Source organism: Streptomyces sp. DSM 40868 (genome assembly GCF_011820545.1).
Taxonomy (GTDB): domain Bacteria; phylum Actinomycetota; class Actinomycetes; order Streptomycetales; family Streptomycetaceae; genus Streptomyces; species Streptomyces eurythermus.
The window spans coordinates 6262553-6285629 of the sequence record NZ_CP050504.1; the positions used below are offsets into that span (position 1 = coordinate 6262553).

General features: G+C 71.6%; 15 protein-coding genes. 11 read left to right on the forward strand and 4 right to left on the reverse strand.

Annotated elements, in window-relative coordinates; genetic code table 11:
• The first annotated feature begins 7 nt into the window (after nt 1–7).
• Complete coding sequence (locus tag HB370_RS28630) at nt 8–1453, forward strand: aldehyde dehydrogenase family protein (RefSeq protein WP_030784948.1); 1446 nt, start codon at nt 8–10, stop codon at nt 1451–1453.
• Between the two features lie 349 nt (nt 1454–1802).
• Here HB370_RS28630 and HB370_RS28635 read toward each other — a convergent pair whose 3' ends face one another.
• A complete protein-coding gene (locus tag HB370_RS28635) occupies nt 1803–2564 on the reverse strand; it encodes a TetR/AcrR family transcriptional regulator (RefSeq protein ID WP_030784946.1) in 762 nt (253 codons plus the stop codon).
• 132 nt (nt 2565–2696) lie between these two features.
• On the opposite strand from HB370_RS28635, the gene HB370_RS28640 reads away from it, so the two are divergent.
• Nucleotides 2697–3296: an NAD(P)H-dependent oxidoreductase gene (locus HB370_RS28640; RefSeq protein ID WP_030784944.1), complete on the forward strand. Its 600-nt coding sequence runs from the start codon at nt 2697–2699 to the stop codon at nt 3294–3296.
• A 30-nt stretch (nt 3297–3326) separates the two neighbouring features.
• Nucleotides 3327–5048, forward strand: a complete 1722-nt coding sequence (locus HB370_RS28645; RefSeq protein ID WP_244405661.1) for an MDR family MFS transporter — start codon at nt 3327–3329, stop codon at nt 5046–5048.
• A gap of 108 nt (nt 5049–5156) precedes the next feature.
• Here the strand turns inward: HB370_RS28645 and HB370_RS28650 are convergent, their stop codons facing one another.
• Complete coding sequence (locus tag HB370_RS28650) at nt 5157–7991, reverse strand: glycoside hydrolase family 3 C-terminal domain-containing protein (RefSeq protein ID WP_030784940.1); 2835 nt, start codon at nt 7989–7991, stop codon at nt 5157–5159.
• A 336-nt stretch (nt 7992–8327) separates the two neighbouring features.
• Here HB370_RS28650 and HB370_RS28655 point away from each other — a divergent pair, with 336 nt between their 5' ends.
• The 7 genes from HB370_RS28655 (at nt 8328) to HB370_RS28685 (ending at nt 19326) form a co-directional block, all read left to right on the forward strand.
• Nucleotides 8328–10013: an extracellular solute-binding protein gene (locus tag HB370_RS28655; RefSeq protein ID WP_030784937.1), complete on the forward strand. Its 1686-nt coding sequence runs from the start codon at nt 8328–8330 to the stop codon at nt 10011–10013.
• Nucleotides 10010–11026: an ABC transporter permease subunit gene (locus HB370_RS28660; protein WP_030784934.1), complete on the forward strand. Its 1017-nt coding sequence runs from the start codon at nt 10010–10012 to the stop codon at nt 11024–11026. The genes HB370_RS28655 and HB370_RS28660 overlap by 4 nt, the downstream gene beginning before the upstream one ends.
• Entirely contained in the window at nt 11023–11970 is a 948-nt protein-coding gene (locus HB370_RS28665) for a carbohydrate ABC transporter permease (protein ID WP_030784931.1), read from the forward strand. The genes HB370_RS28660 and HB370_RS28665 overlap by 4 nt, the downstream gene beginning before the upstream one ends.
• Before the next feature lie 269 nt (nt 11971–12239).
• A complete protein-coding gene (locus tag HB370_RS28670) occupies nt 12240–14420 on the forward strand; it encodes a 1,4-beta-glucanase (RefSeq protein WP_030784928.1) in 2181 nt (726 codons plus the stop codon).
• Nucleotides 14417–16387 carry a beta-galactosidase gene (locus HB370_RS28675; protein ID WP_030784925.1) on the forward strand — a complete coding sequence of 657 codons (1971 nt, stop codon included), beginning with the start codon at nt 14417–14419 and terminating at the stop codon, nt 16385–16387. Before HB370_RS28670 ends, HB370_RS28675 begins: the two co-directional genes overlap by 4 nt.
• Nucleotides 16384–18576 carry a glycoside hydrolase N-terminal domain-containing protein gene (locus tag HB370_RS28680; RefSeq protein WP_030784921.1) on the forward strand — a complete coding sequence of 731 codons (2193 nt, stop codon included), beginning with the start codon at nt 16384–16386 and terminating at the stop codon, nt 18574–18576. Before HB370_RS28675 ends, HB370_RS28680 begins: the two co-directional genes overlap by 4 nt.
• 36 nt (nt 18577–18612) lie before the next feature.
• Entirely contained in the window at nt 18613–19326 is a 714-nt protein-coding gene (locus HB370_RS28685) for a hypothetical protein (protein ID WP_030784918.1), read from the forward strand.
• Nucleotides 19327–19350: 24 nt separating this feature from the next.
• Here HB370_RS28685 and HB370_RS28690 read toward each other — a convergent pair whose 3' ends face one another.
• Nucleotides 19351–20364, reverse strand: a complete 1014-nt coding sequence (locus HB370_RS28690; RefSeq protein ID WP_030784915.1) for a LacI family DNA-binding transcriptional regulator — start codon at nt 20362–20364, stop codon at nt 19351–19353.
• Between the two features lie 304 nt (nt 20365–20668).
• On the opposite strand from HB370_RS28690, the gene HB370_RS28695 reads away from it, so the two are divergent.
• A complete protein-coding gene (locus HB370_RS28695; protein WP_030784912.1) occupies nt 20669–22609 on the forward strand; it encodes an acyl-CoA dehydrogenase family protein in 1941 nt (646 codons plus the stop codon).
• Here HB370_RS28695 and HB370_RS28700 read toward each other — a convergent pair.
• Nucleotides 22606–23064 (reverse strand): lamin tail domain-containing protein, encoded by a 459-nt coding sequence (locus HB370_RS28700; RefSeq protein ID WP_030784909.1) that lies wholly within the window; start codon nt 23062–23064, stop codon nt 22606–22608. The genes HB370_RS28695 and HB370_RS28700 overlap by 4 nt on opposite strands.
• Nucleotides 23065–23077 lie beyond the last annotated feature (13 nt).

Here is a 23077-nt window from a genome sequence, read left to right on the forward strand (position 1 = left end):
CTCGTACATGACTTCCACCCATGCCTTCTGGCTCGCCGGCCGCCAGGTCACCGGCGAGGACAGCTTCGACGTCACCTCCCCGTGGGACGGCCGGCTCGTCGGCTCGGTCAGCGTGCCGAGCGAGGCCCAGGTCGAGGAGGCCGTGGCCGCCGCGTACGCCGTGCGGGACGAGTTCGCCGCCACCCCGGCGCACGTACGCGCCGCCGCCCTGGACCACGTCAGCAAGCGGCTGGCCGAGCGCACCGAGGAGATCGCCCAGCTGATCTCCGCCGAGAACGGCAAGCCGATCAAGTGGGCCCGGGGCGAGGTCGGCCGCGCGGTCTCGGTGTTCCGGTTCGCCGCCGAGGAGGCCCGCCGGTTCAACGGCGGCGAGGCCCAGCGGCTCGACACGGACGCCGGCGGCCAGGGCCGGCTCGCGCTCACCCGCCGCTTCCCCAAGGGTGTCGTGCTCGGCATCGCGCCGTTCAACTTCCCGCTGAACCTGTGCGCCCACAAGGTCGCCCCGGCCATCGCCGCCGGCGCCCCGATCATCCTGAAGCCGGCCCCGGCCACCCCGCTGTCCGGCCTGATCCTCGGTGATCTGCTCGCCGAGACCGAGCTGCCGGCCGGCTCCTGGTCGATCCTGCCGGTCCCGAACGACCGCATGCCCGCCCTGGTCCAGGACGAGCGCCTGCCGGTCATCTCCTTCACCGGGTCCGACAAGGTCGGCTACGCGATCATGGACTCGGTGCCGCGCAAGCACTGCACGCTGGAACTGGGCGGCAACGGCGCCGCGGTCGTCCTCGGCGACTTCTCCTCCGACGCCGACCTGGACTGGGCCGCGACCCGCATCGCGACCTTCTCCAACTACCAGGGCGGCCAGTCCTGCATCTCGGTGCAGCGGGTGATCGCCGACGCGTCGGTGTACGACCGGCTGCTGCCGCGCATCGTCGCCGCCGTGGAGGCCCAGGTCACCGGCGACCCGTCCGACCCCAAGACCGATGTCGGCCCGCTGGTCAGCGAGGACGCCGCCAAGCGCGTGGAGTCCTGGGTGGACGAGGCGGTCGCGGCCGGCGCCACGCTGCTCACCGGCGGCAAGCGGGACGGTGCCTCCTACGCGCCGACCGTCCTCGCCGACGTGCCGGCGGACGTCACGATCGCCTGCGAGGAGGTCTTCGGCCCCGTCCTCACCGTGCACAAGGTGAACGGCGAGGAGGAGGCGTTCGCCGCGGTCAACGACTCCAAGTTCGGCCTCCAGGCGGGCGTGTTCACCCACGACCTCCAGGTCGCCTTCCGTGCCCACCGCGCCCTCGAGGTCGGCGGTGTGGTGATCGGCGACGTCCCGTCCTACCGCGCCGACCAGATGCCGTACGGCGGCGCCAAGCAGTCCGGCGTGGGCCGCGAGGGCGTCCGGTACGCGATGGAGGACTACACCTACGAGCGCGTACTGGTCCTGACCGGTCTCGCGCTCTGACCTGCCACGGACAGGTCGGAAAACCGAACGGCCGCAGCCCACTGTGCGGGGGCTGCGGCCGTTCGTCTGATGGGCCGGCTTCGCCTGGAGCGTGTGGAACTGCTGGACATCGGGGACGACGCATGGCCTTCGGTGATTACGGACATGTGACCCCGTCCACCAGCAACTTCGCGTCTGACTGCCTTCGGAAGAACAGGTTGTCCCGCCGCGAGGCGACAGCACTTCCCGAGTAGGGTGATCGATGTGCGGTGAGCCGATCGTGATGGCGCCTTCGGGGTGGAACGGCTGAAGACGAACTCTGCGCATTACAGCTTCCACACGGGCCGATACTGGCTCCGGCCTGTTCGTGTCACGCCTCGCGCGCCGCGCGATCGGCTTCCAGCCGCACCGCGATGCCCTCGAGGACGCTGTCCAGCCCGATTTCGAACTGCCACTGGATGTCGTCTTTGCGGGCGGCCTCGCGCAGATAGCGCTCGTACATCGGGTAACGCCCCGTCTTGATCAGCCACTGCATCTGGGGGGCCAGCTCCAGGCGCGCCTCCTCGTGGCTGGACCAGCCCCTCGTCCTCAGCATCTGCTTCAGGCCGGTCTCGGAGTCGACAGCGCCTCGTACGTAGGACGTGACGGTGCTGTACATCGACATGGAGGTGTCGGCATCGAGCCGGTTGTCGGCGAGCGCCGCCAGCGCGTTCTCCAGCAGGGCGAGCTGATTCGGCGTCGGCCCGCACCAATCGGCCCGGGAAACCCACGGGTGCCGCAGCAGCATGTCCCGCAGTCGCAGGGCGAGGACCCGGGTGATCTGCCGCCAATCGGCAGCCTCCATGGCGGGGAGCTCCAGCTCCCCGTACACGTGGTCGACCATCAGCTCCAGAAGCTCGTCCTTGCCGTTGACGTAACGGTATGCGGCCATGGGTGCGACGCCCAGCGCGGAGGCCAGGCGCCGCATGGTGACGGCGTCGAGGCCCTCGGTGTCGGCGATCCGCACGGCGGCCTCGGCGATTCTCTCGGGACTCAGTGGCGTGCGAGGAGCCCGCGCCGGGCGCTCGAGTCTCTGCCACAGGGGCGTGCTGTCCTGCTCCTCGCTCCTGTCCCGCCTGTCCTGAACGGCCATCGGTTGGACTCCTTCTGCTGCGTGTACAACGTACGCTAGTGTACGACGTACTGTCAGTGGACGGCGTACAGCCATCTGTGTACATTGTACGCGCCCAGGGTGCCGCGCGTACCTCAACGGAGGTTTCCCGTAATGACCGATCCCGAGAACGCACGCCTGCAGGTCGCCGTGATCATCGGAAGCATCAGGAACGGCAGGTTCGGCCCGGTGGTCGCGGACTGGGTCATCTCCCACATCGCCCAGCGCGAGGACATGGCGGTGGACCGGGTCGACCTGCTGGAGACGCCTCTGCCCGTGCACATGCCGGCTTTCGGTGAGGTGCCGTCCGACGAGGTCCGGGAAAAGGTCGGCGCCCTGTCGTCCCGGCTCGCCGCGGCCGACGCGTTCGTCATCGTCACGCCGGAGTACAACCACAGTTATCCCGCTTCGCTCAAGAACGCCATCGACTGGCACAACGAGCAGTGGCACGCCAAGCCGGTCGGCTTCGTCTCCTACGGGGGTGTGTCCGGCGGCCTGCGGGCCGTCGAGCATCTGCGGGTCGTACTCGCCGAGGTGCACGCCGTGACGGTCCGTAACACTGTCAGCTTCGCCAACTACGGTCAGCTCTTCGACGCCGAGGGCAAGACGACCGATCCCGCGTCCGACGTCGCGGCCAAGGCCATGCTCGACCAATTGGCGTGGTGGGGCCAGGCGCTGCGGGATGCCAAGAAGACCCGCCCGTACACCGTCTGACCTTCCGCCGAGCGCGCCCCGGAGGCAGCCATGAACGACCCGACAGCCGAGACACCCGCACCCGCCCGTCCGCCCTTACCACGCTTGGGCGTCTTCGGGCTGATGCTCGGCATCGTGCTGGCGACTCTCGATGGACAGATCATCAGCACCGCACTCCCCACGGTCGTCGGCGATCTCGGCGGCATGGACCACTTCTCGTGGGTGGTGACGGTGTATCTCCTGGCGATGTCGGCCACTACACCGATCTGGGGGAAAACAGGGGACCTGTACGGCCGTAAGGGCGCCTACATGTCCTCCATCGGGCTCTTCCTCGCCGGGTCGGTCCTGTGCGGCCTGGCACAGAACATGGTTCAGCTCATCACGTTCCGCGCTCTCCAGGGCCTCGGTGCCGGCGGTCTGATGGTGGGGGCGCTGTCGGTCCTCGGAGTGCTGGTCGCCCCGCAGGACAGGGGCCGCGTTCAGTCGGTCGTCGGTGTGATGCTCCCGGTGGCTTTCGTCGGCGGGCCCCTGCTCGGCGGGTTCATCACCGACTACATGAACTGGCGCTGGACCTTCTATGTGAACGTCCCGGTGGGCATCGTCGCGCTGGTGGCCGTAGCGCGCGGGGTGAAGCTGCACACCGAACGTGTCAAGGGCCGGATCGACTACCTTGGCGCGCTGCTGCTCACCGTGGCCGTCATGGCCCTGACCCTGATGGCCACCTGGGCGGGGAACAGGTACTCCTGGCTGTCCCAGCCGATCACCGGACTCGGCTTGGTCGCCGTCGTGTCGCTGGCCTGGTTCGTCCGGGTGGAACGGCGGGCCCAGGAACCCGTCATGCCGCCGGGGTTGTTCCGCAGCCGGGAATTCTCCCTCGCCCAGGTACTCAGTTTTCTGGCCGGCGCCGTCATGGTCTCCACCATCAACTATCTGCCGCAGTACATGCAGTTCGTCCAGGGCGCTTCGTCCACGGTCAGCGGCATGCTGATCCTGCCGATGATGCTCGGGATGCTCACGGCGCAACTGACCGCGGGGCGCTTGACGGACCGGGGCGGACTGGACCGCGTCATGCCCATCAGCGGCAGCGCCGTCATGGTGGTCGGCGCGTTGGTCCTCCTCCTTCTCGGCACGGGCACTCCCGTGGCCCTGGCCTCGGCGCTCACCGTGGTCATGGGGCTCGGCGTCGGCATCCTGATGCAGAGCACCCTGCTCACCACGTTGAACAACGCCACGCACAAGGACATGGGCGCCGCGTCCGGAACGGTGACCCTGACCCGCACCATCGGCGGCTCCCTGGGTGTCGCCGTCCTCGGAGCCGTACAGAGCGGCCGCATGCACGAGACGCTGGTGGGGCGGCTCGGCTCGGGGACCGAGGAACGCCTCACGGCCGGCGGCGAGTTCACTCCCGCCGTGCTCAAGAACATGCCTCCTGCCGTCCGCGACGCCGCCGAGGCGGCGGTGACCAGCGGTCTGCGCGGGGTCGTCATCGGCGCCACCTTCCTGTCCGCCGTCGCATTCGTCACCACCTGGTTCATCCGGGCGGCCCCCCGGGCCGGGTCCCCGCTCGCCGACGGCGCGGCCGGCGGGGAGGGCGGCGGTTCGGACGCCACCTACACCGACCACAGCCGAACGGAAGGCGAGGACAGGCCGGCCACGCCATCGCTTCGGGCAACCGAGCAGAAGCAGCCCGGTGCCGGGGCCCACGCCACCTTCCCCCGCGAACCCTCTCAGTACTCCCCGGTACCCGATGCCGGGGCGCCGGACCCTGGCTAATGGCAACCGTTTTCAGATAACCTGGGGACGGACCGCCGATCCGAAGGGGCCCGGCACCGCTGCCTTCCGGTGCCGGGCCCCTTCCTGGTGCCGGGCTTCTCCGGACCCTCAACCGGAGAAGCCGACGTGCGCGAGCCGGACGGGGCCGCGCAGTCCGAGGCGGACGTCGTGGACGCCCTCGGCGGTGAGGCCGGCCGAGAGGGTGGTGTAGGTGTACGGGCCCGCCGTGGGGGACTCCAGGGTGAGCGCCGCCAGGGCCGGGCCGCCGTCCAGGGAGATCTCCACCGTGCCCCGGCCCGCCACCCGCACGGTCACCTCGCGCACACCGGTGCCGAAGTCGCAGTCCTGGTAGACCAGTTCGGCCGTCGTGCCGTGGGCCGGGGTCACCGCGTCGCCCGCCGTCTTCGTACGGTCCACGATCGCGGCGCCGGACTGCTCGTCGAAGTCCGCGGCCGGCAGGCCGTGTTCGCGTACCGTGCGCGGGGCCGGCGGCTCGCCGTCGAGGTGCACGGTCGTCCGCAGCCGCACATCCTCGCTGGACGCGCCCAGCAGCAGTTCGTACGGGCCCTCCTCCAGCCGCCACGCGCCCCGCCGGACGTCCCAGAACCCCAGTTCCTCCAGCGGGACTTCGAAGGAGACGGCGGCCGTCTCGCCGGGGGTGAGCGTGATCCTGCGGTGCGCCAGCAGCTCGCGGCGCGGGCGCGGCACCGACGCCTGGACCGCCCGGCCGTAGAGCTGGACCACCTCGTCCGCCGCACGGTCCCCGGTGTTGGTGACCACGCACTCCACCAGCACCGCGCCGGCCGTCACCCGGGCGGCCGGGCCGGCGTAGGCGAAGGACGCGTACGACAGGCCGTGGCCGAAGGGGAAGAGCGGGGTGCCCTCGAAGTACAGGTAGGTCTGGCGGCTGCCGATCACGTCGTAGTCGAGCAGGTCGGGCAGGTCGGCGTCGGCCGCGTACCAGGTCTGGGGCAGCCGGCCGGCCGGACTGACGTCACCGGCCAGCACCCGGGCCAGCGCCGTGCCCGCCGCCTGCCCGCCGTGCGCCGTCCAGAGCGCGGCCGGCAGCCGGGTGGTGTCCACCGCGTACGGGTACGCCGACACCAGCGCCAGCACCGTGCGCGGGTTGGCGGCGCGGGCCGCGTCCAGCAGCCGCCGCTGGTGCTCCGGCAGCAGCAGGGTCGTACGGTCCTCCGTCTCCCGGCCGTTGATGTGCGGGTCGTTGCCCGCCACCACCACGACGACGTCCGCCCCGGCCGCCACCCTGGCCACGGCCTCCTCGCCCCGCTCGACCGTGACCACCTCGAAGACATCGCCCTCGTCGGCAACCTTCACCCCGTCGGCGGCGACCCGTACCCGGCGGCCCGTGCCCAGATGCTCGAGGAGGTGACCACCGGCGTGCGGTTCCAGGCGGAACGTCTCCTGCACGACCCAGCCGCCGGGCTGGTCGGCGGAGGCGCGCACGAAGCCGTCCTCGGCGACCGAGAGGTAGCGGCCGTCGGGGGCGCGCAGGGTCAGCACCCCCTCGCCCCAGTCGACCAGCGCGAACTCGCTGCCGGTCGCGTCGGTGGTGAGCGGCGGCAGATCGGTGCGCCCGGACAGCTGTGCCGGGTCCAGCGCGCCCTCGGCGCCGCGCGCCCGGTCCGGGGCGTCCGCAGCCGGCACCGCCAGGTACGCGCCGGACGCCGTCCGCAGCCGGACGCGGTCCACGCCCTCCGCGAACTCCACCCGCTGCGCCCCGAACCGCTCGTACAGGCCCTCCAGCGGGGTGGAGCGGCGCAGCAGACTGCCGCTGTACCAGTCGAGCTTGCACTCGTCGGCGAGCGGCCCGACGACCGCGATCCGGGTGTCCGGGGCCAGCGGCAGCAGGCCGCCGTCGTTCTTCAGCAGGACGATCGCCTGCTCGGCGGCCTCCTGGGCGAGCGCCCGGTGCTCCGGGGTGTCGAACGCGCCGGTGGCCGCGTGCGGATCACGGTCCGGGTCGAACTCGCCGAGCCGGAACCGGACGGACAGCTGGCGGCGCACGGCGGCGTCGATGTCCGCCTCGGTCAGCAGACCTCGTTCCACGGCCCCCTTGACCCGGGCCGTGATCAGCGAGCCGTCCGTGCCGTGGTCGGTGAAGCTGTCCACCCCGGCCAGCAGGGCCGCCGCGGTGGCCTCCTCGTGGGTGTCGAAGTAGTGCTCGGCGTCGACCAGGTTGGACGGCGCGCCCGCGTCCGAGCAGACCAGCAGCTCCTCGTCGGTCCAGGTGCGCAGGTGTTCGCGCAGATACGGGGAGACGTGGTTGGGGCGGCCGTTGACCAGGTTGTAGGCGGGCATCACCCCGGCCACCGCGCCCGCCTCCACCGTCCCCCGGAAGGCGCGCAGGTCGTACTCGTGCAGCACCCGCGGGCGCACGGAGGCCGACGAAGTGGCCCGGTCCGTCTCGTTGTTGTGCGCCAGCCAGTGCTTGAGCACGGGTGCGGTGCGCCAGTACAGGGGGTGGTCGCCGCGCAGGCCCCGGGTGTACGCCGTGGCGATGGCGCTGGTCAGCTTCGGATCCTCCGCGTAGCCCTCCTCGTTGCGGCCCCACAACGGGTGGCGCAGCAGGTTGACCGTCGGGGCCCAGACGTTCAGGCCGACGCGGTCGTCCCGGGCGCGCATCGCGCGGATCTCCTTGCCGACGGCCTCGCCGACCCGCCGGACCAGCTCCGGGTTCCAGGTCGCGCCGAGGCCGACGGCCTGCGGGAACACGGTCGCCGGGCCCATCCACGCCACCCCGTGCAGGGCCTCCTGACCGGTGCGCCAGGCGGCGACGCCGAGGCGCTCCACGGCGGGCACGAACTGGTGCAGGAAGGAGATCTTCTCATCCAGGGTGAGCCGCCCCAGCAGGTCGTCGACGCGCTTCGCGAACGGCAGCCGCGGATCGCGGAAAGGCGGTGTGGACGGCGAGTCAACGGTCACGAGTGGTTCCCCTTGCGCATGGAGCGGCTGACGCTTTCGAAGCGCTTCGATGCTCAGTGTGCGGGAGCCGGAGTGTCAAGGTGCCGGTCCGAAACAGGGCCGACAACTCTCCGACTGTGCAAGGAGCTACGCGGGCCCGGAGGCCCCCCGCGCATCCGAGGAAACTTGGGATCGACCCTTGTGCGCCCCCAGGTGTTCACTTAACCTCGCAGCAACATCGAAGCGCTTCGACTGCTGCCCACGCACCCCCAGCGCTTCCGCTCAGCCGATCCACTGAAGACACCGCAACCGACGGCCCACCGCCGGGTGTCTGGTGCGCCATGAAGGGTTGACGCAATGACGCCGAACGCCGCCCCCTCCGCCCCCAGCAGGAGAAGCTTCCTCGCCTCCACCGCGGTCGCCGCCGCGGCGGTGGCCGGCGGACTCCCGCTGCTCACCGCCTGCGGCGGCGGGCAGGAGGGCCGCAAGGAAGGCACCACCTCCGGCAAGGCGGCCCGGAAGATCCTCCCCGCGTACGTGGCATCGAGCGTCGTCGCCCCCGACATCCCCGCGAAGAACGGCTCCTCCGCCGGCTTCACCAAGGCCATCGCCCTCGACCGGCTCAAGACCTCCGTGCCGAAGAAGCTCGGCAGCGGCGGCGAGCTGACGATCATGGCACCGCTGTGGGGCACCCCGCCGGACAACGACAACCCGTACTACAAGGCCATGAACGAGGCCATCGGCGTCCGGACCAGGTGGCAGAACCAGGACGGCAACACCTACGACGAGAAGCTCGGCGCGATCCTCGCCTCCAGCGACATCCCGGACGTCGTGGTCGTCCCCGGCTGGAACCTGAACGGCAAGATCCCCAACGCCGTCAACGCCAAGTTCGCCGACCTCGGCCCCTACCTGTCCGGCGACAAGGTCAAGGACTACCCCAACCTCGCCGCCGTCCCCACCGACGCCTGGCAGCGCTGCATCTTCGGCGGTCAGCTGCGCGCGATCCCGCTGCCCGGCTCGTACGTCCCCAACATCGCGCCCTTCTACCGCAAGGACGTCTTCGACGAGCGCGGCTGGCAACCGCCCAAGAGCACCGACGAGTTCCTCGCCTGGGCGAAGGAGGCCACCGACGCCAAGGGCGGGGTGTGGGCCTGCTCCGACATGAAGTGGACCGCGTTCAACGCCTTCGGCGTCCTCAACGGCGGCGACAAGGCGCTGTGGTGGAACCTCCAGGGCGGCAAGCTGATCAACCGCATCGAGACCGAGGAGTACCTCGAAGCCCTCGAGTGGGCCCGCAAGCTGTTCGCCGCCGGAGTGGTCCACCCCGACGACAAGGCAGGCAAGACGACCAACCCGGCCGGCACCCGCTTCACCGCGGGCAAGCTCCTCGTCTACAACAACGACCTGTCCGACTGGTTCGGCAAGACCTCCGAACAGCACGCCCAGAACCCGGACTTCGAGATGGCCGCGATGGACATCTTCACCCACGACGGCGGCGACCCCGTGCTGTGGGCGGGCCAGCCCTGCAACATCTTCACCTTCGTCAACAGGAAGGCGTCCGAGCAGAAGATCAAGGACTTCCTCGCCATCGCCAACTTCTGCGCCGCCCCCTACGGCACGAAGGAGCGCCTGCTCGCCGAGTACGGCGTCGAGGGCACCGACTTCACCCTGGACAAGAAGGGCGTGCCCACCAAGACCACGAAGGGCGTCAACGAGGTCCTCGGCGCCTTCGACTACACCGGCAAGCCCGCCGCCTACGTCGCCCACCCCGACTTCCCCGAGGTCACCCGGGGCATGATCGAGTGGCAGCAGCGCATGGGCGCCTTCACCAAGAAGTCCTCCTTCTACGGACTGACGATCACCGAACCCGGCCGCTGGTCCAACCTCGCCGACGACTTCGAGCAGCTCGAGGACGACGTCGTCCGCGGCCGGAAGAAGATCGGCGACGTGCAGCAGGCGGTCTCCGAGTGGAGGAAGCAGGGCGGCGACGACCTGCGCGACTGGTACCGCAAGCTGCTCGACACCACCGGTTCGGCGCGGTGACCAGCACGGTGCCCCGCAGCAGCGCCGGGGCGAAGCGGAAACCGGCGGCGTCCGGCGGCGCCACCGGCCGCCGGGAGCGCGCCCGGGGGCACGGCCTGCGCACCAGGTTCCGGCGCGACCGCACCCTGATCCTGATGACCCTGCCCGTGGTGCTGCTGCTCCTGGTCTTCAACTACGTCCCGATCCTCGGCAACGTCGTCGCCTTCCAGGACTACGACCCCTACCTCAGCGACAACGGCTTCATCGCCGTCTTCCAGAGCCCCTGGGTCGGCCTGGAGCAGTTCCAGCGGGTCTTCGAGGACGCCGGGTTCTGGCACGCCGTGCAGAACACGTTCGTCCTGTTCCTGCTCCAGCTGGTGCTGTTCTTCCCGATCCCGATCGCGCTGGCCCTGCTCATCAACAGCGTGATCCGGCCCCGGGTCCGCGCCGTCGCCCAGGCGGTCATGTACCTGCCGCACTTCTTCTCCTGGGTGCTGGTCGTCACCGTCTTCCAGCAGATCTTCGGCGGCGCCGGCGTCCTCGCGCAGACCCTGCGCGAGCACGGTCACCCGGGCTTCGACATCATGACCGACCCGGCGGTCTTCAAGTACCTGGTGACCGCCGAGATGGTCTGGAAGGACGCGGGCTGGGGCATCATCGTCTTCCTCGCGGCCCTCGCCGCCGTCCCCCACGACCTGTACGAGGCCGCCGCGATGGACGGCGCCGGGCGCTGGCGCCGCATGTGGCACATCACGCTGCCCGCGCTGCGGCCGGTGATCGCCCTGCTGCTCGTGCTGCGCGTCGGTGACGCCCTGACCGTCGGCTTCGAGCAGTTCCTGCTCCAGCGGCAGGCGGTCGGCCCCGACGCCTCCGAGGTGCTCGACACCTACGTGTGGTGGAACGGCATCCGCAACCAGGACTTCAGCTACGCGGCGGCGGCCGGCCTGATCAAGGGCGTCGTCGGACTGTCCCTCGTCCTCGTGGCGAACAAGGCGGCCCACCTGATGGGCGAGCAGGGGGTGTACAAGAAGTGAGCGCCGTGGTCGACCGGCCGGTGCCGGAGGGCGTGCGCGAGCGGAGCCGGTGGGCCGCGCCGCCCCGGCCGGTCTGGGAGGAGGAGCCGGCGAAGGCCGGGCTCGCCGCGAAGGGACTGGTCCTCGGGATCGCGTGCTTCGCCGTGCTCTTCCCGCTGTGGATCGTGATCGTCACCAGCCTGTCCCCGAAGAAGGTCATCGACGACACCGGCGGGCTGGTGGTGATCCCCAAGGGCATCACGTTCGTCGCCTACCAGGAGCTGCTCGGCGGCGGCCAGGTCCAGCGGGCCGCGCTGGTCAGCCTCGGGGTGACCCTCGTGGGCACGCTGTTCAGCATGACGGTGTCGGTGCTGTGCGCCTACGGCCTGTCCCGCCGGGACTCGCTGGGCCACCGCTGGATCCTGATGACGCTGCTCGCCACGATGTTCTTCGGCGCCGGGCTCATCCCTACGTACCTGCTGGTGCAGGCGCTCGGCCTCACCGACACCTACCTGGCGCTGATCCTGCCGAGCGCGGTGAGCGTGTTCAACATCCTCGTGCTGCGCGGGTTCTTCATGGGCATCTCGCCCGAACTCGTCGACAGCGCGCGGATCGACGGGGCGGGGGACTGGCGGATCCTGTGGCGGATCGTGCTGCCGCTGTCCCGGGCCGTGCTCGCGGTGATCACGCTGTTCTACGCGGTCGGGTACTGGAGCGCGTGGTTCAACGCGTCGATCTATCTGACCGACCAGAAGATGATGCCGTTGCAGAACGTGATGATCCAGTTGGTGCAGAAGCAGGAACGGCCGGTGGGGCTGGCGGCCCAGATCAACACCGGGCAACTGTCGCCGCTGGCCGTCCAGATGGCCGTGATGGTCCTGGCCCTGCTGCCGGTCGCCGTCCTCTCGCCGTTCGTCCAGAAGCATTTCCGCAAGGGGATGCTGACGGGAGCGGTGAAGGGGTGACGGGGGCGCCTGATCAAAGGGGCGGTGCGGATCGTCGGCGACTGCGGCCCTGAGCGGGTTGCTCGCGCAGTTCCCCGCGCCCCTTTCGGGGCGCTGCCCCCGCCGCCGCGCCCTGCGGGCCGCCGTACCCACTTAGCTGCGGGCAGTCGTGCCGCTAGGGGCGGCACGGGTGGGCGCAGCGGCACCCTGCCAGCGCGGGTGAGCGTCCCCACCCCCACCCCGGCCCCCGTACCGGACCACCCACCAAGACTCCCCAGCCGAGGTACCCCATGCCCACCCGCAGAACCGTTCTCGCAGGAACCGTAGCCGCCGCCGCACTGGCCACCCTGCCCACCCAAGTACACGCTGCCGAACCCAAGAGGCACACATACCGCTGGCGCACCGTCGTCATCGGCGGTACCGGATTCGTCACCGGTCTCCTCTTCCACCCCACCACCCCCGGCCTGGCCTACGCCCGCACCGACATCGGCGGCGCCTACCGCTGGGACCGGGACACCGACCGCTGGACCCCGCTGACCGACCACCTCGGCTGGGACGACTGGAACCTGCTCGGCGTGGAGGCCCTGGCGGTCGACCCGGCCCACCCCGGCCGGCTGTACCTGGCGCTCGGCACGTACACCCAGCCCTGGGCCGGCAACGGAGCCCTCCTGCGCTCGGAGGACCGCGGCCGCACCTGGCAGCGCACCGACCTCCCCGTGCCGCTCGGCGCCAACGAGGACGGCCGCGGCACCGGCGAACGGCTCCTCGTGGACCCCCGCGACAGCGACACCCTGTGGCTGGGCACCCGCCACGACGGGCTGCTCAAGTCCACGGACAGGGGCAGCACTTGGCAGAGGCAGACCGGGTTCCCGGGCACCCCGGGCGGCACCGGCCAAGGCGTCACCCTGCTCGTCGCCGCCGGCCGTACGCTCTACGCCGGCTGGGGCGACGGCGACGGCACGGGCGCGCACCCGAACCTGTACCGCACCACCGACGGCACCACCTGGGAGGCGGTCCCGGGACAGCCGGCCGGCGCCTCCGCCAGGGTTCCGATACGGGCCGCCCACGACCCCCGCGCCCACGCGCTGTACGTCACGTACGCCGACGCGCCCGGCCCGAACGGGCAGAGCACCGGCAGCGTGCACAAGCTGGACACGGTCACCGGTGCCTGGAGTGAGGTCACCCCGGTCGTCCCGGGCGGCGCCGACACCTTCGGGTACGGCGGGGTCGCCGTGGCCGCCCGCCGTCCGGGCACGGTCGTGGTGTCCACCAACAACCGCTGGTCGGCGGTCGACACCCTGTACCGCAGCACCGACGGCGGCCGCAGCTGGGTCTCCCTGAAGGACACCGCCGTCCTCGACGTGTCCGAGACGCCATACCTCAACTGGGGCGCGGAGACGCCCAAGTTCGGCTGGTGGATCCAGGCCGTCGCCGTGGACCCGTACGACAGCGCGCACATCCTCTACGGCACCGGCGCCACCGTCTACGGCACCCGCGACCTCGTCCACTGGGCGCCCCGGGTCCGCGGCCTGGAGGAGACCTCGGTCCGGCAGCTGATCTCACCGCCCGCCGGACAGGCCCACCTGATCAGCGCCAACGGGGACATCGGCGTGCTGTACCACGAGCGGCTGACGGCCTCCCCGAAGCCCGGCATGGCCGCGAACCCCGTCTTCGGCACGGCGACCGGTCTGGCGCTGGCCGCGGCGAAACCGTCGTACGTCGTGCGCACCGGCTGGGGCGACCACGGCAACGGCGCCTTCTCCACCGACGGCGGACGCACCTGGACGCCCTTCCCGGCCCAGCCGGCCCTCGCCGAGGACGCCCCCGGACCCATCGCCGTCAGCGCCGACGGCAGCGTGCTGCTGTGGACGTTCACGCACTGGGACGGCACCGAATACCCCGCCCACCGCTCGGCGGACGGCGGGCGCACCTGGGCCGAGGTGCCGTCCTTCCCCAAGGGCGCCACCCCGGTCGCCGACCCCGTCGACCCGGCGGTCTTCTACGCCTACGACACCGGCACCGGGACCCTGTACGGCAGTACCGACCACGGCCGTACCTTCGCCGCCCGGTTCTCCCGACTGCCGTCCGGTGACGGCCAGTTCCAGCTGGCCGCGGCCCCGGGGCGGACGGGTGACCTGTGGGTGAGCGCCAAGGAGAACGGGCTGTACCGGTCCACTGACGCGGGGGCGGGGTTCACCAGGGCCGACGGAATCCGGGCCTCGTACACCGTCGGGTTCGGCAAGGCCGCTCCCGGCGCCCGCTACCCGGCCGTCTACCACGTGGGCGCGCTCACCGGCTCCGGCGTGGCCGTCCTGCGCTCCGACGACGGTGGCCGCACCTGGGTCCGCATCAACGACGACGCCCACCAGTGGGGCTGGACCGGGCAGACCGTCACCGGCGACCCGCGCCGGTACGGCCGCGTCTACCTCGGCACCAACGGGCGGGGCATCCAGTACGGGGAGCCCGCATGAGCCCGGCCCTCGACGATGTCACCCGGGGCCGCATCCTCTTCGGCGGCGACTACAACCCCGAGCAGTGGCCGGAGGAGACCTGGCACGAGGACGTCCGGCTGATGCGGGAGGCCGGGGTCAACTCCGTGACGCTCGGCGTCTTCTCCTGGTCCCGGCTCGAACCGGAGCCGGGCGCGAGGGATTTCGGCTGGCTGGACCGGCTGATGGACCTGCTGCACGAGCACGGCGTCGGGGTCGTCCTGGCCACGCCCACCTCCTCCCCGCCGCCCTGGATGGGCCGCCTGCACCCGGACACCCTGCCCCGGGACGCCGACGGGCGGATCGAGTGGTGGGGCGGGCGGCAGCACTTCTCGCACTCCAGCGCCACCTACCGCCGCTACGCCGCCGCCATCACCGAGGACCTGGCCGCCCGTTACGCCGGCCACCCGGCGCTGACCATGTGGCACATCAACAACGAGTACTGCACCTTCGACTACGGCGACGAGGCCGCAGCCGCCTTCCGCCGCTGGCTGCGGGAGAAGTACGGCACCCTGGACGCCCTCAACTCCGCCTGGGGGACGGCCTTCTGGAGCCAGGGGTACGACACCTGGGACGGCATCCTGCCGCCGCGCCGCCCGCACTACATGAGGAACCCCGGCCAGGTGCTGGACTTCCGCCGGTTCAGCTCCGACATGCTCCTGGAGTGCTGCACCGCCGAACGGGACATCGTCCGACGGCACACCCCGCACCTGCCGGTGACCACCAACTTCATGCCGCTGTGGACCGGGCAGGACGGCTGGCGCTGGGCCCGCGAGGAGGACGTCGTCTCCGTCGACCTGTATCCCGACCCGCGCGACCCGCTCGGCGGACAGCGCGGCGCGCTGGTGCAGGACCTCACCCGGTCGCAGGCGCGCGGGCCGTGGATGCTGATGGAACAGGCGGCCGGCCCGGTCAACTGGCGCGGGGTGAACCACCCCAAGCCGCGCGGACTGAACCGGCTGTGGTCCCTCCAGGCCGTCGCCCGCGGCGCCGACGCCGTCTGCTACTTCCAGTGGCGCCAGTCCCGGCAGGGCGCCGAGAAGTTCCACTCCGGGATGGTCAGCCACGCGGGACCCGAGGGGCGCACGTTCCAGGAGGTCAAGCGGCTCGGCGCCGACCTCGCCCGGATCGCGGACCAGGTGTCCGGCACCCGGATCACCGCCGATGTGGCCATCCTGCACGACTGGCACTCCTGGTGGGCCGGGGACCACGAAGGGCGCCCGTCGACGCTGGTCGACTACCCCGAGGTGCTCACCGCCTGGCACCGCGCCCTGTGGGAGGCCCACCTCACCGCCGACTTCGCCCACCCGGAGGACGACCTGTCCGGCTACCGGCTCGTCGTCGCCCCGCAGCTGTACCTCCTCACCGACTCCGCCGCCGCCAATCTCCTCGCGTACACCCGTAAGGGCGGCACCCTCGTCTGCGGCTTCCTCACCGGCGTCGTCGACGAGGACGACCGGGTCCGCCCCGGCGGCATGGACGCCCGGCTGCGCGAGCTGTTCGGCATCCGCACCCTGCACGAGTGGTGGCCGCTGGACGCGGGGGAGACCGTCGACTGCGAGGGGTTCCGCGGCACGCTGTGGTCGGAGGAGATCGAGCCGGAGCCCGGGGCCGCCGAGACCGTGCCCTACCGGGGCGGGGAACTGGACGGGCTGCCCGCCGTACTGCGCCGGGACCGCGCCTGGTACCTGTCCACGCTGCCCGAACCGGACGCGCTGCGCTCCCTGCTGGCAGGCATCGCCGCCGGGGCCGGGATCCGGCCGGTGCTGGACGGGCTGCCCCAGACGGTGGAGGCGGTGCGCCGGGGCGACCTGCTGTTCCTGTTGAACCACGGGCGGGAGCCGGTCACCGTCCCCGTCCCGGGCACCCACCGCGAGCTGCTCGGCGGCGCGGACGTCACGGACACGGTCACCCTCGGCCGCCACGGCGTGGCGGTGCTGCGGTCATGAGCGCCACGCCGGTCCACGGCACCTGGGAGCCGGCCCCGGCCGCGCGCTGGGAGGACGCCTTCCTGAGCGGCAACGGCCACCATGGCGCCCTCGTGTTCGGTGACCCGGACGACGAGCGGGTCATCGTCACCCAGCACACCCTCGTCCGGCCCAACGGCGCCGAACACGCCCGGCCGCCCCGGCTGGCCGCCGCCCTGCCCCAGGTCCAGGACCGGCTGCTCGCCGGCGACCTCACCGCCGCCGAGCGCTTCACCGACGGCCGCCCGCTCCAGTGGGTGCAGCCCTTCCACCCCGCCTTCCAGGTCCGGGTGCGCCGGCCGGCGGGCGGCGGGCGGGAGGTGCGCCGGGCCGTCGACTTCACCAGCGGCGAGGTCACCGTGGCCGGCCGCGGCGCCGCCGGCCGGGTGTTCGTCTCCCGCGCGGACGACGTGATCGCGCACGAGGTCACCGCCGGCGACCTGGCCGTCACCCTGGACCACCGGCTGCCCGGCGCCCCGGCCGGGCTGCGCGTCGGACACGGCGCGCTCCTCACCTCCGAGGGCGCCCTGCTGAGCCTGCGCGTGCGCTACCCGGACAGCGACCGCGCCTACACCGGCGTCACCCTCGTCGCCGTCACCGGCGGCCGGACGGAACTCACCCCGCCGGGCGTCCGCGTCACAGGCTGCCGCTCGGCGCTGCTGCTCACCCGGGTGCTGAGGCACACCGGCGAGGCGGATGTCATCGCCGAGTCCCGGCACCTCCAGAACCTGCTCGACGGCACCGAACGCCCCTACGACAGCCTGCTCGCCCGCCACCTCGACCAGCACCGCCCCGCCTATCTGCGGGTCACCCTCGACCTCGGCGCCGACCCGGCCGAGCGCGCCCTGCCCGGCTCCGAGCTGCTCAACCGCCCGCACAGCCCGGCCCTGCTGGAACGGCTGTTCGCGGCCGGCCGCTACCACCTGCTCTCCAGCAGCGGCCACCACCCGCCCCGGCTCACCGGACTGTGGACCGGCGACTGGGACACCGCCTGGTCCGGGGCGTTCACCACCAACGCCAACCTCAACCTCCAGACCGCCGCCGCGCCCGCCGCCGCCCTGCCCGAGGTCACCGAGGCGCTGGCCGGCTTCGTCACCCGGCAGCTGCCGCACTGGCGGGCCAACGCCCGCGCGGTCTTCGGCACCCGGGGCGCGGTCGCGCCCTCGCACAGCGACGGCGAGTCCGGACTGACGTACCACTTCAGCCGCGAGTACCCGCTGCACCTGTGGACCGCGGGCGCCGACTGGTTGCTCAAACCGCTCGTCGACCACGACGAGATCCGCGGCGAGCAGGACCCGCGCACCGCCGCCGCCCTCACCGAAGCGGCCCTCTTCTACGAGGACTTCCTCACCCGCACCGACGCCGACGGCCACCTCGTGGTCGTGCCCTCCTACTCCCCGGAGAACCGCCCCGCGAACGGCAGCTGGGGAGCGCTCAACGCGGCCATGGACCTCTCCGCCGCCCGGCACACCCTGCTCACCGCCGCCCGCTACCACCCCGAACACGCCGACAAGTGGCGCGCGTTGGCCGAGCGGCTGCCCCCGCACCGGATCAACTCCGACGGCGCCCTCGCCGAATGGGCCTGGCCCGGCCTCCACGACACCTACGACCACCGCCACCTCAGCCACCTCTACGGCGTCTGGCCCCTGGAGGAGATCACTCCGTACGACACCCCGCGCCTGGCCGCCGCCGCCCACCGGGCTCTGGAACTGCGCGGCGCCGAGAACGACTCCGCCCACGGCCATCTGCACCACGCCCTGATCGCCGCCCGGCTCGGCGACGGGGACCGGGCCGGGCGTGCCCTGCGCCGGGTCCTCGACGGCGACTTCTTCCACACCTCCCTGATGAGCGCCCACTACCCCCACCGCGACGTCTACAACGCGGACGCCGCGCACACCCTCCCCGGCGTGCTCATCGAGACGCTCCTCCAGTCCACCCCGGACCGCCTGGTCCTGCTCCCCGCCGTCCCGGACGCCTGCCCGCGCGGCGAACTGCGCGGCATCCGCACCCGGTTCGGCTCCGAGGTCGACCTCGCCTGGGGCCCGGACGGCGCCCGGGCGGTCGTACGACCCGGCCGCACCCACCGCGTCGAACTGCGGACTTCCTCCGGCACCGAACCCCTCGAACTGGTCGCCGGGGAAGACCGCGTCCTCACCCTGAGGGCGCGGTGAACACTCCCCACCACCCCCACCCATGGAAGGGACGCCATGGCAACGAGCACCATCAGCAGGGTCGCCAAGGCCCTGCTCGCCCCCGCACTGGCCCTCGGCGCCACCGTCGGCCTCGCCTCGGCACCGGCCTCCGCCGCCGTCTGGAGCACCTGCGACCAGTGGGGCAACACCACCCTGAACGGCTACACCCTCTACAACAACATCTGGGGCTCCGGCGCCGGCAGCCAGTGCGTCTGGGCCAACTCCGGCACCAACTGGGGCGTGCACGCCGACCACCCCAACACCGGCGGCATCAAGTCCTACCCCGACGCCAAGAAGGTGATCAACAAGCCGATCACCTCCCTGACCTCGCTCACCAGCAACTACAACGTCACCGTCCCGTCGTCCGGCGCGTACAACACGTCGTACGACATCTGGGACACGGACTACGACTACGAGATCATGCTCTGGGTCAACAAGACCGGACCCGTCGGACCGCTCGGCACCTCGCAGGGCAACGTCACCCTGGGCGGGCACACCTGGACCGTCTACAAGGGCAGCAACGGCGCCAACGAGGTCTTCTCCTTCATCCGCACCTCCAACTCCACTTCCGGCACGGTGAACATCCTGCCGATCCTGAAGTGGATCAAGGACACCAAGCACTGGTTCGGCAACGAGACCATCGGCGACGTCCAGTTCGGCTACGAGATCACGTCCTCGTCCGGCGGCCTGGACTTCACCACCAACAACCTGACCGTCAGCAGTAGCTGACCGACCGGGACCGGCCCCGCGCCGTCAGGAGGCGGCCGGCGCCGGTCCCGAACTCGCCCGCCGGGTCAGCCCGGGCGCGAGCAGGACGACCTCGTCGCCGCCGCGGCCGTCCAGCTTGGCCACCAGGCGCTCCACGGCCCGCCGGCCCATCTCCTGGGCCGGGATGGCGACCGAGGTCAGCCGCACCGAGGCCTGCACGGCGACCTGGTCCGGGCAGATCGCGACCACGGAGACGTCCTCGGGCACCGCCCGGCCCTGCTGGCGCAGCAGCGCGAGCAGCGGCTCCACCGCCGACTCGTTCTGCACCACGAACCCGGTCGTCGCCGGGCGCTCGTCGAAGACCCGGGCCAGGGTGAGGGCCATCGCGTCGTACCCGCCCTCGCACGGCCGGTGCAGCAGCCGCACACCGGTCTCGCGGGCCGCGGAGCGCAGCCCGTCCAGGGTGCGCTCGGCGAAGCCGGTGTGCCGTTCGTAGACCGCGGGGGCCTCGCCGATGACGGCGATGTCGCGGTGTCCGAGCCCGGCCAGATGCTCCACGCACAGCGCGCCGGTCGCGCTCCAGTCCAGGTCCACGCAGGTCAGTCCGTCGGTGTCGGCGGGCAGCCCGATCAGTACGGAGGGCTGGTCGGTGCCCCGCAGCAGCGGCAGCCGCTCGTCCTCCAGCTCGACGTCCATCAGGATCATCGCGTCGGCCAGCCCGCTGCCGGTGACCCGGCGCACCGCGTCGGGCCCCTCCTCGCCGGTGAGCAGCAGCACGTCGTAGCCGTGCGTGCGGGCGGTGGTGGCCACGGCGATGGCGATCTCCATCATCACCGGCACGTACAGGTCGGTGCGCAGCGGGATCATCAGCGCGATGATGTTCGACCGTTTGCCGGCCAGGGCGCGGGCGCCCGCGTTCGGGTGATAGCCCAGTTCCCGGATGCTCTGCTCGACCCGCTGCCGGGTGCCGGCGGAGATGGACCGCTTGCCGCTGAGGACATAGCTCACCGTGCTCGCCGAGACTCCGGCGTGCTGGGCGACCTCGGCGAGGGTGACCATCCAGCTCTCCAAGCTTTGTGAAGCGCTTCGACACTGCGCGTTTCCGACAGGGTGGGGTGAGGGTGAAAATGACCCTAACTCCAAGGGAGGCGGGGTGTCCATAGGCTGTCGAAGCGCTTCGACAGTGAATTCCCCGCACGGCACGGCAACTCCGCGTCGGACGGCCGCCACGGGGCTCCACGCTAGACCCGGCCGGCTCCGCCCGGGTGGTGGGCCCCGCCCGTTTCGGGTACCAACGATCCAGTAGCACCGGTCGGTGCCGATCGGTCCCGGTCGTCCTTACTCAGTGGCGAGGTGAGCCTCGATGTCCGCCACCACCACCCCACGCACCGCCGTCACCGAGCGCGAGGCCCGCCGGGTGGCGGAGGCCGCGCGGCAGCGGGACTGGCACAAGCCGAGCTTCGCCAAGGAGCTGTTCCTCGGACGCTTCCGGCTCGACCTCATCCACCCGCACCCGCTGCCCGACGAGGAGTCCGTCCGGCGCGGCGAGGAGTTCCTGGCGAAGCTGCGCGCCTTCTGCGAGACGGAGATCGACCCCGCCCGCATCGAGCGCGAGGCCCGCATCCCCGACGAGGTGGTGGCGGGCCTGAAGGAACTGGGTGCCCTCGGCATGAAGATCGACCCCCGGTACGGCGGCCTCGGCCTCACCCAGCTCTACTACAACAAGGCCCTCGCCCTGGTCGGCTCCGTCAGCCCCGCCGTCGGCGCGCTGCTCTCCGCCCACCAGTCGATCGGCGTGCCACAGCCGCTGAAGCTGTTCGGCACCCAGGAGCAGAAGGACGCCTTCCTGCCCCGCTGTGCCCGCACCGACATCTCCGCGTTCCTGCTCACCGAGCCGGACGTGGGCTCCGACCCCGCCCGGCTGGCCACCACGGCCGTGCCCGAGGGCGACGAGTACGTCCTGGACGGGGTGAAGCTGTGGACCACCAACGGCGTGGTCGCCGACCTGCTGGTGGTCATGGCGCGGGTGCCGGAGTCCGAGGGGCACCCGGGCGGCATCACCGCGTTCGTGGTGGAGGCCGCCTCCGAGGGCATCACCGTGGAGAACCGCAACGCCTTCATGGGCCTGCGCGGCATCGAGAACGGCGTCACCCGCTTCCACCGGGTCAGGGTCCCGGCGGCGAACCGGATCGGCCCCGAGGGCGCCGGCCTGAAGATCGCGCTCACCACGCTGAACACCGGCCGGCTGTCGCTGCCCGCGATGTGCGCGGGCGCCGGCAAATGGTGTCTGAAAATCGCCCGCGAGTGGGCGGCGGAGCGCGAGCAGTGGGGCAAGCCGGTCGCGCTGCACGAGGCCGTCGGCTCGAAGATCGCGTTCATCGCGGCGACGACCTTCGCCCTGGAGGCCGTGCTCGACCTGTCCTCCCAGATGGCCGACGAGGACCGCCACGACATCCGCATCGAGGCCGCCCTCGCCAAGCTCTACGGCTCGGAGATGGCCTGGAAGATGGCCGACGAGCTGGTCCAGATCCGCGGCGGACGCGGCTACGAGACGGCCGAGTCCCTCCGGGCCCGCGGCGAACGCCCGGTCCCGGCCGAGCAGATCCTGCGCGACCTGCGCATCAACCGCATCTTCGAGGGCTCGACGGAGATCATGCACCTGCTGATCGCCCGGGAGGCCGTGGACGCCCACCTGTCGGTCGCCGGCGATCTGATCGACCCCGACAAGTCCCTGGCCGACAAGGCGAGGGCGGGCGCGAACGCGGGCGTCTTCTACGCCAAGTGGCTCCCGAAACTCCTCGCGGGCCCCGGCCAGATCCCCACGTCGTACGGCGAGTTCCGGCACGGCACCGACCTCTCCGGGCACCTGCGCTACGTCGAGCGCACCTCCCGCAGACTCGCCCGCTGCACCTTCTACGCCATGTCCCGCTGGCAGGGCCGGATGGAGTCCAAGCAGGGCTTCCTCGGCCGGGTCGTGGACATCGGCGCGGAACTGTTCGCGATGAGCGCGGCCTGCGTACGCGCCGAGCGGCTGCGTGCCGAGGGCCGCCACGGCCGCGAGGCCTACCAGCTCGCCGACGCCTTCTGCCGCCAGGCCCGCATCCGCGCGGACGAACTGTTCGCGCGCCTGTGGACCAACACCGACGACCTGGACCGGCGGCTGGTCAAGGCGGTCCTGGCCGGCTCCCACACCTGGCTGGAGGAGGGCGTCCTCGACCCGTCGGGGCAGGGCCCGTGGATCGCCGACGCGACCCCCGGACCCTCGGCGTGCGAGAACGCCCGCCGTCCCTACGGGAGTTACTAGCAGTACTTGTCGCTCGGGTCCCGCGTCGTCCAGGAGCAGGAGGCGACCTTGCCGCCGCCCGCCTTGGTCAGGGTGGCCGTGTCCTTGTCGTTGTTCCAGACGTAGGCGCGGCGGCCCTGGTAACGGTCGGAGGCGGTGTTCGTGCCGCTGCCGGTGTGGATCTTGAGGTACTTCCCGGCGCCGATCTTGATGTTCGGGAAGACGTACTTGTGGTTGGAGGCGTCCTTCAGCACCCAGCCCTTGAGCGAGACGGCCTGGCTACTGGTGTTCTTCAGCTGGACCCACTCGCCGTTCAGGCTCTTGTTGGAGCGGTTGTCCGTGCCGGGGCTGTCGAACCACACGTGGTGGATCTTCACACCGCCGGCGGCCTGGGCCGGGGTGCTGAGCAGGGTGCCGGTGAGCAGGGCCGCACCCGCGAGCGCGGGCAGGGCGGCGCGGAGGCGCACAGGGCGCATGGAGATATCCCCC